Source organism: Yokenella regensburgei (assembly GCF_003634235.1).
In the GTDB taxonomy this organism is placed as follows: domain Bacteria; phylum Pseudomonadota; class Gammaproteobacteria; order Enterobacterales; family Enterobacteriaceae; genus Yokenella; species Yokenella regensburgei.
On record NZ_RBIZ01000005.1, the window covers coordinates 189,269 to 205,286 of the forward strand.

A 16,018-nucleotide genomic window follows, 5' to 3' on the forward strand; every position below is an offset into this window, starting at 1 on the left:
TCACGGTCCATTAATACGACTTTGAGAGGATAAGGTAATGCAAGTTATTCTGCTTGATAAAGTAGCAAACCTGGGCAGCCTGGGTGATCAGGTTAACGTTAAAGCGGGCTACGCTCGTAACTTCCTGGTACCGCAGGGTAAAGCTGTTCCGGCAACCAAGAAAAACGTTGAATTCTTCGAAGCACGTCGTGCTGAACTGGAAGCCAAACTGGCTGACGTTCTGGCCGCTGCTAATGCTCGCGCTGAAGCTATCAACGCACTGGGCAACGTAACCATCGCTTCCAAATCTGGCGACGAAGGTAAACTGTTCGGTTCCATCGGTACTCGCGACATCGCTGATGCAGTTTCTGCTGCTGGCGTTGCTGTTGCTAAGAGCGAAGTTCGTCTGCCGAACGGCGTTCTGCGTACCACTGGTGAGCACGAAGTGGACTTCCAGGTTCACTCCGAAGTGTTTGCTAAACTGGTTGTAAACGTAGTTGCTGAGTAATTTTTTACTCTAAGATTACGACGAAGCGCCGCCCCCTGGGGCGGCGTTTTGCTTTTCTGGCTTTCCCTTCGCGATAATCTTACTTTTGTTCTTGTATGGTAGCTATTCGCCAACCGTTCCCGGATAATGAATTAAAACGTCATTTTAATTCAGGTAGGGGAAATGGAAACCGTCAGTTCTGCGCCGCTGTTTGCGCGTAAAAATGTGGTCTACGCCAGCGCAACGCTCTGCTGTCTACTCTGGGGAAGTTCATACCCCGCTATCAAAAGTGGTTACGAGCTCTTCCATATCGCAACAGACGATATCCCATCAAAAATCATTTTTGCCGGTTACCGTTTTCTGTTTGCTGGTCTGCTGCTTTTGCTCTTTGCCCTGGCCCAGCGCAAACCGATTGCCCGCCTGAGTGCACAGCAGTTTCAACAACTGACGGTGTTGGGCATTGCCCAGACCACGGTTCAGTACGCCATCTTCTATATCGGCCTTGCTTATACCACCGGGGTCAAAGGCTCTATCATGAACGCCACCGGGACCTTCTTTAGCGTGCTGCTGGCGCATTTCATCTATCAGAACGACAAGCTCAGCTATAACAAGACGCTGGGCTGCCTGCTGGGCTTTGCCGGGGTGATGCTGGTGAATTTCAACCACTCGCTGATGGATTTCAGCTTAGTGTGGCTGGGTGACGGCTTTGTGGTGCTGGCGGCATTTATTCTTTCGGCGGCTTCGCTGTACGGTAAGCGTATTTCGCAGACCGTCGATCCGACGGTGATGACCGGCTGGCAGCTGGGTATTGGTGGCCTGGTGCTGGTAATTGGGGGCTACGCAGGCGGCGGCACGCTGCAGGTCTATAACGCTGCTTCGGTAGCCGTACTCGGTTATCTCACGCTGCTGTCGTCGATTGCCTTTGCCCTATGGAGTACGCTGCTCAAACACAACCGGGTCAGCATGATTGCCCCGTTTAACTTCGTTATTCCGGTAGCGGGAACCGTGCTGTCGAGCATTTTCCTCGGTGAAAACATTCTGGAAGTGAAGTACGCCGTGGCGCTGGTACTGGTCTGTTCCGGGATCTGGTGGGTCAATAAGCGAGCCCGGTAAGCGTGGTGCTACCGGGCGGAGAGATTAGCGAGCGCGGATGAAGCTGCCGTCGGCCTGGCGGGTAAACAGGACCTGCTGGTTATTGCCGGTATCGATAGTGAGCCCGGTTACCACGCCGCTGGCGTTCTGGCGGATTTGGACCATCTGGCCAGACTGCAGATTACTCAGCGGCTTGCCGCTGCCCTCAACCTTCGCCATGGCGTAAACATCGGTCGGCGGCAGATTATGGTCACGGAACACCTGCGCCAGGGTTTTACCCGGATCGATGCGGTAGGTTCGCCATTGCTGCTCAATCCCCGGCGGCGACTGCTGCGGCGAGGTTTGAGTTTGCGCCTGGGTATTTTCTACCGGCTGATCGTCCTGCACTGGCTCAGGCGCGACGGGTGCCACCTGGTCCGGGTCGTTGACCGGCGGTGAGACCAGCTGCGTCTGCAACGGTGCCTGCGGCTGGGACTGCGTTTGCAGGTCCAGTTGCGCATCACGGCTGGCGACCGGCGCGGTGCGGCTGTCGTCAGAAGAAGGAAGCAGAACGCCAATCACTACCAGCAGGATCCCCGCGATAACACCACGGCGATGCATCGGCGGCAGAGGATCTAAAATTCTAAAGTTATCCGGAGCATGCCAGATTTTCAGCAAAGTCGGTTTTAGTGCGAATCGCTCGGGCATGGGTCACCTCCTGCTCCGCGTTCCCTGATTGCGATCCAGTATATACATAATTCTGCCCAGACAAAGTTTTACCCACTGGATGATGGTGTTATGCTGCCCGCTACTTTATACCCGAAGAAAGGAAAGACGATGGCAACCCCGACGTTTGACACAATTGAAGCGCAGGCCAGTTACGGTATTGGTTTACAGGTAGGACAACAGCTGAGCGAATCTGGTTTGCAGGGGCTGCTGCCGGAAGCGCTGGTAGCGGGCATCGCGGATGCTCTCGAAGGTAAACAGCCGCAGGTTCCGGTTGATGTGGTTCATCGCGCGCTGCGTGAAATCCACGAACGTGCTGACGCAGTACGTCGTGAGCGTTTCCAGGCAATGGCTGCCGACGGCGTGAAATTCCTGGAAGAAAACCGTGAGAAAGAAGGTGTGAACAGCACCGAAAGCGGTCTGCAATTCCGCGTTCTGACTCAGGGCGAAGGTAAGATCCCGGCGCGTACCGATCACGTTCGCGTACACTACACCGGTAAACTGATTGACGGTACCGTCTTCGACAGCTCTGTTGCGCGCGGCGAGCCGGCTGAATTCCCGGTGAACGGCGTTATCGCTGGCTGGATTGAAGCGCTGACCCTGATGCCGGTTGGCTCGAAGTGGGAACTGACTATCCCTCACGAACTGGCCTACGGCGAGCGCGGCGCGGGTGCCTCTATCCCACCGTTCAGCACCCTGGTCTTTGACGTAGAATTGCTGGAAATCCTGTAAGACTGCGTAGATCCTCTCCCCAGTGGGGAGGGGATAACATAAAACAGCTTAAAATCCTTAAGTTAGAATTCAAGCGATACTTTATTTTGCAAATCACTCTGCAATGTGTATTTTTGTGAATCGTTTTGCATTTTTAGGGTGATATAACACTCATTTCCAACATAAAATTAACATTATATTCATTTCATAGTATTCATCCCGCCGATTCTTACCTACTATCGATGAATCCCTGAGCAAGGGTACTAAAAAAAAGGGCCGTAGAGCCTGCACAACGCAACAGGAACACAGGAAATAATCACATGGTAGATCAGGCTAAAGTCGCTACCGACGAACAGACGACGTCTGAACAGTCGCTACAGCGCAATCTCACAAACCGGCATATTCAGCTCATCGCTATCGGCGGTGCCATCGGTACCGGGCTGTTTATGGGATCCGGAAAAACCATCAGTCTCGCCGGGCCATCCATCATTTTTGTTTATATGATAATTGGCTTCATGCTGTTTTTCGTCATGCGCGCAATGGGTGAATTGCTGCTGTCGAATCTCGAATACAAATCCTTTAGCGACTTCGCCGCCGACCTGCTCGGCCCCTGGGCCGGGTACTTCACGGGCTGGACCTACTGGTTCTGCTGGGTGGTTACCGGTATGGCCGACGTCGTTGCTATCACCTCGTACGCGCAGTTCTGGTTCCCCGGGCTCTCGGACTGGGTCGCTTCGCTCGCGGTCATCGTGCTGCTGCTGAGCCTCAACCTCGCCACGGTGAAGATGTTCGGTGAGATGGAGTTCTGGTTCGCGATGATCAAAATCGTCGCCATCGTGGCGCTGATTGTGGTGGGTCTGGTGATGGTGCTGATGCACTTTAAATCGCCTACCGGCGTTGAGGCCTCTTTCACCCACCTGTGGAATGACGGTGGCTGGTTCCCGAAAGGGCTGAGCGGCTTCTTTGCAGGCTTCCAGATAGCGGTGTTTGCTTTCGTTGGTATTGAACTGGTTGGTACCACGGCGGCAGAAACCAAAGATCCAGAGAAATCGCTGCCGCGTGCGATTAACTCGATCCCGATTCGTATCATCATGTTTTACGTCTTTGCGCTCATCGTGATTATGTCGGTGACCCCGTGGAGTTCCGTGGTGCCGAACAAGAGCCCGTTTGTTGAGCTGTTTGTTCTGGTGGGGATCCCGGCGGCGGCCAGTATCATCAACTTCGTGGTGCTGACCTCAGCGGCGTCTTCCGCCAACAGCGGCGTGTTCTCCACCAGCCGTATGCTGTTTGGTCTGGCGCAGGACGGCGTAGCGCCGAGAGCGTTCGCTAAGCTCTCTAAGCGTGCGGTACCGGCAAAAGGGTTGACCTTCTCCTGTATCTGCCTGCTGGGCGGTGTGGTGATGCTCTACGTTAACCCGAGCGTGATTGGCGCGTTCACCATGATTACCACGGTGTCGGCTATTCTGTTCATGTTCGTGTGGACCATCATTCTGTGCTCGTACCTGGTGTACCGCAAAGAGCGTCCGCAGCAGCACGAGAAATCTATCTACAAGATGCCGCTGGGCAAACTGATGTGCTGGGTATGTATGGCGTTCTTCGTCTTCGTTATCGTCCTGCTGACGCTCGAAGATGATACCCGTCAGGCGCTGATGGTCACCCCGCTGTGGTTTATCGCGCTGGGGCTTGGCTGGGTGTTTGTGGGTAAGAAACGTATGGCAAACATGCGTTAAGTTTTACCGGATGGCGCTGCGCTTATCTGTAGATCAGGTAAGCGTAGCGCACCGGGAAAAGCGTTACTCGCCGCGCAACGCGCGTGGGAACAGCACGTTATTCTCAAGACTGATGTGTTCCATCAGATCGTCGATCATCTCGTTAATCCCGTTGTACATTGCTCTCCACGTCGTGCAGGCTTCCGGCGGTGGAGTCACATTCTGAGTGGTGTGCTTAATCACTTCCAGCAGTTCACCCGCTTCATCATGTTCGCTCTCCATCACGCTGATAGGCCCCATCGCCTGGCTTCCCATGCCCTGTTTAATCATCGGGAACAGGATCTGCTCCTCTTTCATCATGTGGCTGGAAAGCTCCTGGTGCAGCATGGTCAGGTACTTGGTCAGGCCGCGCGGCACGTTAGGCTTATCGGCGTGAACGCGCTCGACTTTGGTTGCCTGCAGAATCAGCTCCGGGAGCTGCTCGCGGTGGCGGTCGTGATAGCGCACAATGATGTGGTCGATGATTTCGCTAAGCGGCGCGGCGCGCCAGTCTTTCTCTACCGGTTGCCCGGCAAGCGCCGCCAGTTCGGCTTCGATGACATCAAGATCCAGCGCTTTACGCGTCGCGGCTCGCTCCAGCGTCTGCTTGCCTCCGCAGCAGTAATCCATATCGTATTTACGGAACAACGCAGAAGCGCGAGGAATAGAGAGCGCCAGTTCACCTAAAGGTTGGTCACGGAAGGCCATAGCAGTTACCTCATCATTAACAATATAAGATGCATTTTAAATGCATCTTTAAGTCAACGCTATACCCCTTTTGAGGCAGTGTGTTTTGCGAGCTACGTCACAAAAAAACTTTAAGTGCTAACGTCCTGAACTGCATTGAAAAAATGCCTTTCTGCCGCAGACGGCCTGGAAACAGCATTAAACAACCAGGAACGACTGCCGATAGATAGTCTCCAGACACTATCCTGCAACCTGAAAGGCGACAGATGTTCAAACGTATAAAAGTCATTACCCTACTGATATCGGTCCTGCTCGCGCTTGGCGTGATGCAGCTCTTTTCTGCGGGCGTATTTATCAACGCCCTGAACAACGACAAACAGAGCTTCTCTGTGTCGCAGCTCTCCAGCCAGAACGTGGCGGAATTTACCGACGCATGGATCAGCCTCAACCAGGCGCGCGTCACGCTTAACCGTGGGATGCTGCGTCTGCAGAGCAGTATGGCGAACGAGATCAACGGTGCTCAGCTGACCGAGCTGGTTAACGGTGCCAACGCGCTGCTGGCGGAGGCGAAAGATCACTATGACAAGTACTACGCGCTGCCAGAAACCCCGGGTATGGATGAGAAAATTACCGATCGTCTGGAAGAGCAGTACGGGATCTACTCCAAAACGCTGGCCCGTATGAACGTGCTGCTGGCGCAGGGCAAACTCGAAGATATGTTCAAAGAGAATGCCGAAAAGAAACAGCAGGCAATGCAGGAAGTGTATCGCGAGTGGCGTGAAGCCCAGGCTGCGCTGACCCATCAGGGTATCGAAGATAATAACAATGCCTATACCCGCATTATGTGGGTGCTGGCTTCGGTGATAGTCCTCGTAGTTGCCGTGATTATTACCAGCTGGCTGGCCATGCAGCGCGTACTGCTGAAGCCGTTACACCTGGTGATGGATCATATTCGTCAAATTGCCGCCGGCGATCTGACTCATCCGATTAACGTCGATGGCAGCAACGAAATGGCGCTGCTGGCGCGTAACGTGCGCGAGATGCAGCAGTCGCTGGCGAATACCGTGACCGTCGTGCGCGAAGGGGCAGATACTATCTATACCGGTGCCGGCGAAATCTCTGCCGGCAGCAATGACCTCTCTTCCCGTACCGAGCAGCAGGCCGCCTCGCTGGAAGAAACCGCTGCCAGCATGGAGCAACTGACCGCAACGGTGAAACAGAACGCCGATAATGCCCGTCAGGCTTCAAGCCTGGCGCTGACGGCGTCAAAAACGGCGGCAAAAGGTGGTGAAGTGGTGGATGGCGTGGTGCGTACCATGGACGACATCGCCCGCAGCTCTGGCCAAATCTCACAGATAACCAGCGTTATCGACGGCATCGCTTTCCAGACCAACATTCTGGCCCTGAACGCGGCGGTAGAAGCGGCGCGTGCGGGCGAGCAGGGACGCGGTTTTGCGGTGGTCGCCGGGGAAGTTCGTACGCTGGCACAGCGTAGTGCCCAGGCGGCGAAAGAGATTAAATCGCTGATCGACGCCTCAGTAGAACGCGTGAATACCGGTTCGACGCTGGTTCACGAAGCCGGGGAAACCATGGAAGAAATCGTTAACTCGGTGACCCGTGTAAACGACATCATGGCGGAAATTGCGTCTGCGTCTGACGAACAGAGCCGGGGTATCGATCAGGTGGGTCAGGCGATTGCCGAGATGGACCGCGTGACCCAGCAGAACGCCTCGCTGGTGGAAGAGTCCGCTGCGGCAGCCGCAGCGCTGGAAGATCAGTCATCACGTCTGAATCAGACGGTGGCGGTGTTCAAAATCAACCGTACTGCGGGCCAGAGAAGCGCGCCGGTGAGAACGGTTGCGGCGGCCAAAAGCAAACCGCCGCTGAGCGCATCCGAAGCGAACTGGGAAACGTTCTAAGTCTCAGAGTTCCTGAGCGAGTGGGGCGACGGCAGGTTTAGCCGGCTTCGCCCTCACCGCTACCACCACGCCGATAACCAGCAGCAGGATACCGCTTAAGGTTAACATTGGCGGCAGGCTCTGGCGCAGCAGGAAGGTATAAAGCAGTCCTGCCAGCGTCTCAAAGACAATCAGCGGCCCGACGATCACCGTCGGCAGCCGCTGGCTGGCAATGTTCCAGCACAGCGCACCCACCCACGAGCAGAGCACCGCAATCACCAGCATCAGGGTCACAAAGACCAGCGGGCGCGGGCCAAACGGCAGCGGGAACTCAACCGCATGAGCGCCAAGCCAGAGGCAGGCTACGACGTATCCCACCAGCGACACCGGCAGAGTGACCAGCGCCTGGGCCGTCGCCCACATCATTGGCGGTTTATCCGGGTTCTCCCGCAGCCAGCGCGCATTGCGCAGCGCATACCACGCCCAGCAGACGACGGAAACCAGCGCCAGTGCCACACCGGAGCCATAGCGCCACCAGCTGAAATCCGGCAGCCCGTGCCGCAGTTCCGCGACGTTCACGCATATCAATCCCAGCGCCATAAACACCAGGGACGGCATTAAACGCCGCCACGGCAGTTTACCGTCGCGCTGGCTGTAGAGCAGGTTGGCAAACACCGGGATCACCACCGGCAGCGTACCGATTATCATGGTGGAGACCGGCGCTCCGGCGCGCTGAATGGCGCTGGCAAGGCAGAAGTAGTACACCAGGTTGCCGAGCATGGTTAAACCGATGGCGGTGCCCCAGTCGTGGCGAGTGAGCTGACGCAGGCGGTGGCGGCCAAACCAGGCCAGCGGCACGGCGATGACGCCCAACGCCACATAGCGTCCCATCGACTGCAGGACGGCCGGGTATTCCGGCACAATTAGCGGCCCGACGAAAATTAACCCCCACATCAGCCCCGCGAGCAGGGCGTACAGCACACCACTTATCATCTTTAACCACCTTCACATTGAATGCAGCAAGTGTAGGTGGCAGAACCATAAGCGTATTGTATGAGATTGCGCATTAGCGCCGGATGACCTGCTTCTGGTAGCGCACCGGGGTAATGCCGTAGCGATGGGTAAAGGCGCGGGTAAGGTGTGACTGATCGACAAGCCCGGTGGCAGCGGCCACCTCGGCGGCAGGCATACCATGGGTGAGGAAAATCTTCGCCCGCCACAGGCGCACCGCCATTAGCATCTGATGCGGAGTGACGTGGAAATGAGCTTTGAACTGACGCTGGAAATGGTACGGGCTGAGTGACACCACCTGCGCCAGCTCATCGAGCGTTACGGCATGCATGTAGTTATCGTGCAAATACTCTCTCACCCTGTCGAAACGATGGGCGGCCTCCGGGCGCTGCGGGGCGTGCTCGGCGAGCGGGCGGAAGGTGTCGATAAGGTCGAGCAGCATCCCTTTTTGCGCCAGCGCATCATTGCTGTTCCACAGGCCGTAGATCAGGCCGCAGAGCTGCTGAGAGCGCAGCGGATCCATACGCACAACGTCGCTGAACCACCAGTGGCGTATTCCGGTGACCTCTTCAAGCAGGTCGGGTTCAAGGTAGACCATCCGATAGCGCCAGCCCTCACTGGTTTCCGCTTCGCCGGTGTGCAGTTCATCGGGGTTCATGGTGACGACTGAATTTACCGGGGCGACATGCTGTGTCCCGCGGTAGCGAAAACGCTCGGCGCCCATTTCGATGGCGCCAATACCAAAGGCTTCGTGGGTATGGGGTTCAAAGGCATAACGGGAAATATGCGCATGATACAGCTCAACGCCGGGCACCTCCGCCAGATGGCGAAAGCGCGCGCTGTCTCTCTCATCGATAAACTGGTCCGGAACACCTTGCACAGCTACCTCCACGCGGGTCACGTCTTTATTATCGGAGATGACCCGGTGGGATGCTACAAAAATAACCGCTTATCAGTGCGCCAGCAGGCTTTTAACGCTTGCGGCAAGCGGGGTCGTTGGGCGACCGGTCAGCGCGCTCAGGGTACGGCTGTCATCAAACAACCCGCCTTTGGATGCACCAGTGTCGGAATCTGCCAGCATATCGGCAAGCCCGGCGGGCAGGCCCACGCTCTTCAGCGCGGCGGCGAAGTCGGCTTCGCTCATGTTCTGGTACACCACGTTTTTACCGCTCTGCTTGCTGAGTTCAGCGGCAAGGTCGCTCAGAGTCCAGGCATTGTCGCCCGCCAGCTCATACACTTTTCCTGCGTGATCGCCCTGGCTCATCACTCGGGCGGCGGCGGCGGCATAGTCTGCGCGCGTTGCGGAGGCGATTTTGCCTTCCCCCGCAGCCCCAATAAACACACCGTGCTCAAGTGCAGGCGGTGCACTGGCGAGATAGTTTTCGGTGTACCAGCCGTTACGCAGCAGAGCATAAGGGATCCCGGATTTCGCCAGTTCGTTTTCGGTTTCAACATGCTCGGTGTGCAGACCCAGCGGGGAGCGGTCGGCATGCAGCAGGCTGGTGTAGGCGATGAATTTCACACCGGCCGCTTTCGCGGCTTCAATCACGTTGTGGTGCTGGGCGGCACGTTTGCCGACTTCGCTTGAGGAGATAAGCAGCAGCTTATCAACGCCCTGCAGCGCGGCGGTCAGCGCAGGCAGGTCGTTGTAATCACCAGGCCGTACGACAATACCCTGCTGGCTTAGCGCCTGTGCTTTTGCCGGGTTACGGACAATCGCCACAATCTGGCTGGCGGCGACGGTTTTAAGCAGTTCACTAATGACGTGCTGGCCAAGCTGGCCGGTTGCACCGGTAATCGCGATCATGGGAGGACTCCTTCGTGTTCATTGAATGTTGTGCTACGCTAGCACCATAACTAACTTTTAGTAAGTACGTACAAAAAGGTAAGTATGAAAACAACGCTCCCGACCCTCAGCGAACAGATGCGAAACGGTAATCTGTTTGCAGAACAGTGCCCATCGCGGGATGTGCTGAAACACGTCACCAGCCGCTGGGGCGTGCTGATTCTGGTGGCTCTGCGGGAAGGCACGCACCGCTTCAGCGACCTGCGCCGCAAGATGGGCGGCGTTAGCGAAAAAATGCTCGCGCAGTCATTACAGGCGCTGGAACAGGATGGCTTTATCAACCGGATCTCTTACCCGGTTGTACCGCCCCATGTTGAATATAGTCTGACGGCGCTGGGTGAACAGGTGAGTGAGAAGGTTGCCGCTCTGGCGGACTGGATCGAAGTGAATTTGCCGGACGTGCTGGAGAAGCGTCGTCCGGCATAAGGTTTACTTGCTCAAATCAAGCTGATACACCGCAAAACCAATATCGTCGGTTGCAACCTGCTTCATTGGATACTGCGCGTTGGCCTTGATGAACGCGGCCGCTTTCTCTGAAGGAGAGGTTTCGAAGCGAATATCCAGCGGCGTGTTGCTGTGGATAGGTGCCAGGCGCCAGTTATTGTTTGCCGCCGGATGAATTTCTCCGGCACGCTTCGTCTCTGCCGCAATCCATGAAGCCAGCACCGAGCGGTTTTCGTCCGGAGAAGCGAAGGCGATGTGGCTGTCGCCGGTACCGGCAAACTTGCCGCCGTAGGCGCGGTAGTTGTTGGTGGCGACGAGGAACATGGCGTTCGGGTCAATCGGCTTGCCGTTGAAGGTCAGATTTTTAATACGCTCGGCTTTCGGGTTAAGGCTCTGGCATTCCCCGTCGTAACGAGCCGGCTGTGACACGTCAATCTGGTACTTCACGCCGTCAATCACGTCGAAGTTATAGGTGCGGAAGCCGTCCCAGTTAATCAGCGACTGCGGCTTGCTGCTGTTGACGTCAATCTGGTTGAACTGCCCGGCAGAGCACTCCAGCCACTCCTTCACTTCTTTACCGCTCGCTTTCACCACAATAAGCGTGTTCGGGTAGAGGTAGAGATCGGCGGCGTTACGGAAGGTGAGTTGACCTTTTTCCACTTCAACAAAACTTGCCGGATCGTTCTTACGTCCGCCCACTTTAAAAGGCGCGGCGGCAGAGAGCACCGGCAGTTTCGCCAGATCCGGGTCGCCCTGGATGAAGTGTTCGACATAGGCTTTCTGCGCCATGTTGACCACCTTCACGGTTGGGTCGTCCTGCACCAGCGCCAGATAGCTGTACATGTTATCGGCGGCTTTACCGATAGGTTTGCTGACGAATTTCCGCGTACCGTCGTGATCCTCTTTGAGGATGTTCACCAGTTTTGCGTCTTCTGCCGCCAGCGATTTTTTGGCAACCGCGTCGTAAATTGGGCGAGCTTCGGCTTTCGCTTTCGCCACCTGCCATTTGCCGCTGTCGTTGTTCAGCACCAAGTCGACCACGCCGAGATGGTCGCCCCACATCCCCGGCATTACCGCTGGTACGCCGTTCAGCAGACCTTTCTCGATGTCAGCGCCTTTGATGCTGGCAAAATCTTTACCGGGGAAGACCGCGTGGGCGTGGCCAAACAGGATGGTATCAACGCCTGGAACCTGGCTCAGGTAGTAGACGGAGTTTTCCGCCATTGCCTGATAAGGGTCGGCGGAGAGCCCTGAGTGGGCAACCACGACCACCAGATCTGCGCCTTTCGCCCGCATTTCCGGAACATAGTGGCGGGCGGTTTCGGTGATGTCGTTGACGGTCACTTTGCCGCTCAGGTTGGCCTTATCCCAGGTCATTATCTGCGGCGGAACAAAGCCGATATAGCCAATGCGCAGCGTCTGGGGTTTTCCGTCACTGTCCTGAACCTTCGTCTCTTTGATGATATACGGCGTGAACAGCGGCTTGCCGGTTTTCACGTCGATGATGTTGGCGTTGACGTAAGGGAATTTCGCCCCGGCCAGCGCCTTATGCAGAAACTCAAGGCCGTAGTTGAATTCGTGGTTGCCGAGGTTGCCCACCGCATAATCGAGGGTATTCATCGCCTTGTAAACCGGGTGCACATCTCCGGTTTTCAGCCCTTTTGCCGCCATGTAATCGCCAAGCGGACTGCCCTGGATTAAATCCCCGTTATCTACCAGAACGCTGTTTTTGACTTCGCCACGAGCCTCGTTGATGAGGCTTGCGGTACGCACCAGGCCAAACTTCTCGGTTGCGCTGTCTTTGTAATAATCGAAGTCCATCATGTTGCTATGTAAATCCGTGGTTTCCATGATACGGAGGTCCACGGTGGCGGCCTGCACGCTGGCAGCAATCAGCGTGGCCAGGAGCGTTGCGCTAAACTTAATCATCAGAGGCATCCTATTGTCGATCCAGGGCACAAAAGCAAATGTAAATACATCTTGTTGCTTACAGAATTGTGAATCTTGCCAGAAAAGAGATCCGGGAAAATGGCAACGCTTCACAGATAGCGGAATTTTCTGCGATACGATATAACTAAAACAATAGGTTAACGCTAAAGCGACCACGAGAGGTGGGTATGTTAGAGAAGATTTGTCGGCTTGCGCGAGAGGCGGGTGACGCCATCATGCAGGTGTACGACGGAGCACAGCCGATGGCTATAAGCCACAAGCAGGATGACTCGCCGGTGACGGCGGCAGACATTGCCGCACATCGGGTGATCCTCGCGGGCCTGAACGCGCTGACTCCGGATATTCCCGTGCTGTCTGAAGAGGCTCCACAAGGTTTTGAAGAACGCCAGCACTGGCAGCGCTACTGGCTGGTGGACCCGCTGGACGGCACCAAAGAGTTCATCAAACGCAACGGCGAGTTTACCGTCAATATTGCCCTGATTGAGAAGGGCAAAGCGGTGCTGGGCGTGGTGTATGCCCCGGTAATGAAAGTGATGTACAGCGCGGCAGAAGGTAAAGCCTGGAAGGATGAATGCGGGGTCCATAAACAGATTCAGGTTCGTGATGCCCGGCCACCGCTGGTGGTAATTAGCCGCTCACATTCGGATAATGAGCTGAAGGAGTATCTTGAGCAGTTGGGCGATCACCAGACGACCTCTATCGGCTCGTCGCTGAAGTTTTGTCTGGTGGCTGAAGGGCAGGCGCAGCTCTATCCGCGCTTCGGGCCGACCAATATCTGGGATACGGCAGCCGGTCACGCGGTCGCTGCTGCGGCCGGGGCACATGTTCACGACTGGCAGGGCAAGCCGCTCGACTATACCCCGCGTGAATCGTTCCTTAACCCCGGTTTTCGCGTTTCTATTTTTTAATTATTCAAAAGCTTATGCAGCAGGGCGATCACCTGCTGCACGTCATCCTGGGTCAGAGCGCCGTCTTTGACCCACTGGACGCGGCCGTCTTTATCCAGTACCACGATGGCTGAGCTCCCTTCATCCAGCTGCCAGGCTTTACGCGCCAGACCGTTGCTGTCGACGATGAACTGTGACCACGGATAGAGCTTCTTATTGCTCTCAAGACTGCTACGCACGAACATGCCGGAGCCTGGAATGGCATCATCGGTGTTCACAATGGTGGTGGTTTGATAGCGGTCATGCGGGAATTTCGCCGCCTTGATGGCCTCAATCATTGTCGCATTCTTCTCTTTGGCAGAGGTGCGCCCGGCGATGTGCTGGATCACGCGAACTTTTCCTGCCAGCTGCGCGCTGTTCCAGTTTTTATAGCTAAACTTATCGTTATCAAGCATCAGCTCGCCGCGATCGGCAATGCCGACAGGCGGGACACGCTGTCCCTCTTTAAAGTCATGTGCAGAGGCCATCAGCGGCAGTAAGAGGCAAGACATCGCCATCAGCTTACGTAGGGTCATGGTGTTTCCTTATTGTATGCAGGTGATCCGACCACTTGGTCCGAGCTTTAAGCATAAGTGCGATCTTTGGGCTTTACCCGCAAGTCGAATGCCAGTTTGCGGCGTAACGCACATATCAGTAAAAAAATGTGGTCTTATACTGCCCTTATCGTATGGCTGAAACGAAAATTCTGAATTAGTGTAATAAAAAGGTAAATAAACTTATACATACTGGGTAACTTCCCGGTTATGAACTATAGTCACAAGGCTTTAAATTTTGCGCCCTGACACGTTGGACCGATTGTGGCACCACAAGGGCGTAATACATGCAGGAGTTAAAAGAATGAAAATTTTCCAACGCTACAACGCGCTTCAGGTGGCGAAGTACGTGAAGATCCTGTTCCGTGGACGGTTGTATATCAAGGACGTTGGCGCCTTTGAATTTGATAAGGGTAAGATTCTTATCCCGAAGGTGAAGGACAAATTGCACTTTTCCGTCATGTCCGAAGTCAACCGTCAGGTTATGCGTCTGCAAACTGAGATGGCTTAACCGTGCTATGCAGTAGTGATAAAAAAACGGCTCCCACTGGGAGCCGTTGATGTTTCTGCAGGACCGTCAGGTTTTACGCCGCACCTTCGTTCTTGGTTTCTGCATCCGGCAGCTTCGGTGACAGTACCGTCGGTTTGCTGTCGATGCGCGTCACCAGCAGCTGATCGATACGGTAGTTATCGATATCCACCACTTCAAACTTAAAGCCGGAGAACTTCACCGCGTCGGTGCGTTTCGGGATTTTACGCAGCATATACATCATGAAGCCGCCGATGGTCTCGTAATTTCCGGACTGCGGGAAATCATCAAGATCCAGCACTCGCATCACGTCATCAATCGGCGTACCGCCATCGATAAGCCACGAGTTCTCATCACGCGCCACAATCTGCTCTTCCAGGCCCTGGCCAACCAGGTCGCCCATCAGGGTGGTCATGACGTCGTTCAGGGTGATGATACCGACGACCAGCGCGTATTCGTTCATGATAACCGCGAAGTCTTCACCGGCGGTTTTGAAGCTTTCCAGCGCTTCTGAAAGCGTCAGCGTATCCGGCACAATCAGCGTGTTGCGGATCTGCACGCCACCGGTCAGCGCCATGCTCTGGTTTGCCAGCACGCGGTTCAGCAGGTCTTTAGAGTCGACATAGCCAATGATGTGGTCGATGTCGTCTTTACACACCAGGAACTTGGAGTGCGGATGCTCGGCTACCTTGTTTTTCAGACTCTGCTCGTCTTCGTGCAGATCGAACCAGACCACATTTTCGCGCGGCGTCATGGAAGACGGCACGGTACGGGATTCCAGCTCAAACACGTTTTCAATCAGCTCGTGCTCCTGCTTACGCAGCACACCCGCCAGCGCACCGGCTTCTACCACCGCATAGATATCGTCAGAAGTGATGTCATCCTTACGCACCATCGGCAGCTTAAACATGCGAAAGATGTTGTTCGCCATGCCGTTGAAGAACCAGACCAGCGGGCGGAAAACGAACAGACAGAAGCGCATCGGGTTGATGATACGCAAGGCCACGGCCTCTGGCGCAATCATACCGATGCGTTTCGGTGTCAGGTCGGCAATCAGGATGAACAGACCCGTCACCAGGGTGAAGGAGAGAATAAAGCTCAGCTGTTCTGCCCACTCCGGGGACATGTAATTAATGAGTACGCTGTGGAATGCCGGGGAGAAGGCCGCATCGCCGACGATACCGCCAAGAATGGCGACGGCGTTAAGGCCAATTTGCACCACGGTGAAGAAGGTGCCCGGGTTTTCCTGCATTTTCAGAACGCGTTGAGCGTTAACATCGCCTTCATCGGCAAGCAGTTTGAGTTTGATTTTTCGTGAGGCAGCAAGCGAAATCTCTGACATAGAGAAAAAAGCACTGACTGCAATGAGACAGAGTATTACTAAAATACTGTTTAACATATTTTATCCGACCGTTATGGTCAGATCCTCGGAAGGGAATTGATCACTTTTA

At 55.3% G+C, this 16,018-nt stretch carries 16 protein-coding genes; 8 read left to right on the forward strand and 8 right to left on the reverse strand.

Features of this window, described 5'->3' with window-relative positions:
- The first annotated feature begins 37 nt into the window (after nucleotides 1-37).
- Both rplI and C7387_RS16030 read left to right on the forward strand, forming a co-directional pair.
- A complete protein-coding gene (gene rplI, locus C7387_RS16025) occupies nucleotides 38-487 on the forward strand; it encodes a 50S ribosomal protein L9 (RefSeq protein WP_006816818.1) in 450 nt (149 codons plus the stop codon).
- A 162-nt stretch (nucleotides 488-649) separates the two neighbouring features.
- Nucleotides 650-1,579 carry a DMT family transporter gene (locus tag C7387_RS16030; protein ID WP_120817068.1) on the forward strand — a complete coding sequence of 310 codons (930 nt, stop codon included), beginning with the start codon at nucleotides 650-652 and terminating at the stop codon, nucleotides 1,577-1,579.
- Between the two features lie 24 nt (nucleotides 1,580-1,603).
- Here C7387_RS16030 and C7387_RS16035 read toward each other — a convergent pair whose 3' ends face one another.
- Nucleotides 1,604-2,245, reverse strand: coding sequence for a LysM-like peptidoglycan-binding domain-containing protein (locus C7387_RS16035; protein ID WP_038252651.1), 642 nt, complete (start codon nucleotides 2,243-2,245; stop codon nucleotides 1,604-1,606).
- Between the two features lie 129 nt (nucleotides 2,246-2,374).
- Here C7387_RS16035 and bamJ point away from each other — a divergent pair, with 129 nt between their 5' ends.
- Nucleotides 2,375-2,995 (forward strand): BamJ family beta-barrel-assembly machinery protein, encoded by a 621-nt coding sequence (gene bamJ, locus C7387_RS16040; protein ID WP_038252649.1) that lies wholly within the window; start codon nucleotides 2,375-2,377, stop codon nucleotides 2,993-2,995.
- A gap of 299 nt (nucleotides 2,996-3,294) precedes the next feature.
- The gene (gene cycA / locus C7387_RS16045) at nucleotides 3,295-4,704 is read left to right on the forward strand and encodes a D-serine/D-alanine/glycine transporter (protein WP_120817069.1); all 1,410 of its coding nucleotides are present in this window, start codon (nucleotides 3,295-3,297) and stop codon (nucleotides 4,702-4,704) included.
- 63 nt (nucleotides 4,705-4,767) lie between these two features.
- Here cycA and ytfE read toward each other — a convergent pair whose 3' ends face one another.
- Nucleotides 4,768-5,430, reverse strand: a complete 663-nt coding sequence (ytfE, locus tag C7387_RS16050; protein WP_038252647.1) for an iron-sulfur cluster repair protein YtfE — start codon at nucleotides 5,428-5,430, stop codon at nucleotides 4,768-4,770.
- A 245-nt stretch (nucleotides 5,431-5,675) separates the two neighbouring features.
- On the opposite strand from ytfE, the gene C7387_RS16055 reads away from it, so the two are divergent.
- Complete coding sequence (locus C7387_RS16055; RefSeq protein ID WP_038252646.1) at nucleotides 5,676-7,328, forward strand: methyl-accepting chemotaxis protein; 1,653 nt, start codon at nucleotides 5,676-5,678, stop codon at nucleotides 7,326-7,328.
- A 3-nt stretch (nucleotides 7,329-7,331) separates the two neighbouring features.
- On the opposite strand, the gene C7387_RS16060 is transcribed toward C7387_RS16055, so the two are convergent.
- From C7387_RS16060 to C7387_RS16070, 3 genes are all read right to left on the reverse strand, one after another.
- A complete protein-coding gene (locus tag C7387_RS16060) occupies nucleotides 7,332-8,300 on the reverse strand; it encodes a DMT family transporter (RefSeq protein ID WP_006816826.1) in 969 nt (322 codons plus the stop codon).
- A 73-nt stretch (nucleotides 8,301-8,373) separates the two neighbouring features.
- Nucleotides 8,374-9,198, reverse strand: coding sequence for an AraC family transcriptional regulator (locus tag C7387_RS16065; protein ID WP_120817070.1), 825 nt, complete (start codon nucleotides 9,196-9,198; stop codon nucleotides 8,374-8,376).
- 72 nt (nucleotides 9,199-9,270) lie between these two features.
- The gene (locus C7387_RS16070) at nucleotides 9,271-10,125 is read right to left on the reverse strand and encodes an SDR family oxidoreductase (protein ID WP_038252640.1); all 855 of its coding nucleotides are present in this window, start codon (nucleotides 10,123-10,125) and stop codon (nucleotides 9,271-9,273) included.
- A gap of 84 nt (nucleotides 10,126-10,209) precedes the next feature.
- On the opposite strand from C7387_RS16070, the gene C7387_RS16075 reads away from it, so the two are divergent.
- Nucleotides 10,210-10,590: a winged helix-turn-helix transcriptional regulator gene (locus C7387_RS16075; protein ID WP_120817071.1), complete on the forward strand. Its 381-nt coding sequence runs from the start codon at nucleotides 10,210-10,212 to the stop codon at nucleotides 10,588-10,590.
- Nucleotides 10,591-10,593: 3 nt separating this feature from the next.
- On the opposite strand, the gene C7387_RS16080 is transcribed toward C7387_RS16075, so the two are convergent.
- The gene (locus tag C7387_RS16080; protein ID WP_120817216.1) at nucleotides 10,594-12,537 is read right to left on the reverse strand and encodes a bifunctional 2',3'-cyclic-nucleotide 2'-phosphodiesterase/3'-nucleotidase; all 1,944 of its coding nucleotides are present in this window, start codon (nucleotides 12,535-12,537) and stop codon (nucleotides 10,594-10,596) included.
- Between the two features lie 188 nt (nucleotides 12,538-12,725).
- Between C7387_RS16080 and cysQ the strand changes: the two genes are divergently transcribed.
- Entirely contained in the window at nucleotides 12,726-13,466 is a 741-nt protein-coding gene (gene cysQ / locus C7387_RS16085; RefSeq protein ID WP_006816831.1) for a 3'(2'),5'-bisphosphate nucleotidase CysQ, read from the forward strand.
- Here the strand turns inward: cysQ and C7387_RS16090 are convergent.
- The gene (locus C7387_RS16090) at nucleotides 13,463-14,020 is read right to left on the reverse strand and encodes a YtfJ family protein (RefSeq protein WP_006816832.1); all 558 of its coding nucleotides are present in this window, start codon (nucleotides 14,018-14,020) and stop codon (nucleotides 13,463-13,465) included. The genes cysQ and C7387_RS16090 overlap by 4 nt on opposite strands.
- Before the next feature lie 322 nt (nucleotides 14,021-14,342).
- On the opposite strand from C7387_RS16090, the gene C7387_RS16095 reads away from it, so the two are divergent.
- On the forward strand, nucleotides 14,343-14,549 hold the full coding sequence (locus C7387_RS16095) for a DUF1107 domain-containing protein (protein ID WP_006816833.1): 207 nt from the start codon (nucleotides 14,343-14,345) through the stop codon (nucleotides 14,547-14,549).
- A 73-nt stretch (nucleotides 14,550-14,622) separates the two neighbouring features.
- On the opposite strand, the gene paeA is transcribed toward C7387_RS16095, so the two are convergent.
- Nucleotides 14,623-15,966, reverse strand: coding sequence for a polyamine export protein PaeA (gene paeA / locus C7387_RS16100; protein WP_006816834.1), 1,344 nt, complete (start codon nucleotides 15,964-15,966; stop codon nucleotides 14,623-14,625).
- Between the last annotated feature and the right edge of the window lie 52 nt (nucleotides 15,967-16,018).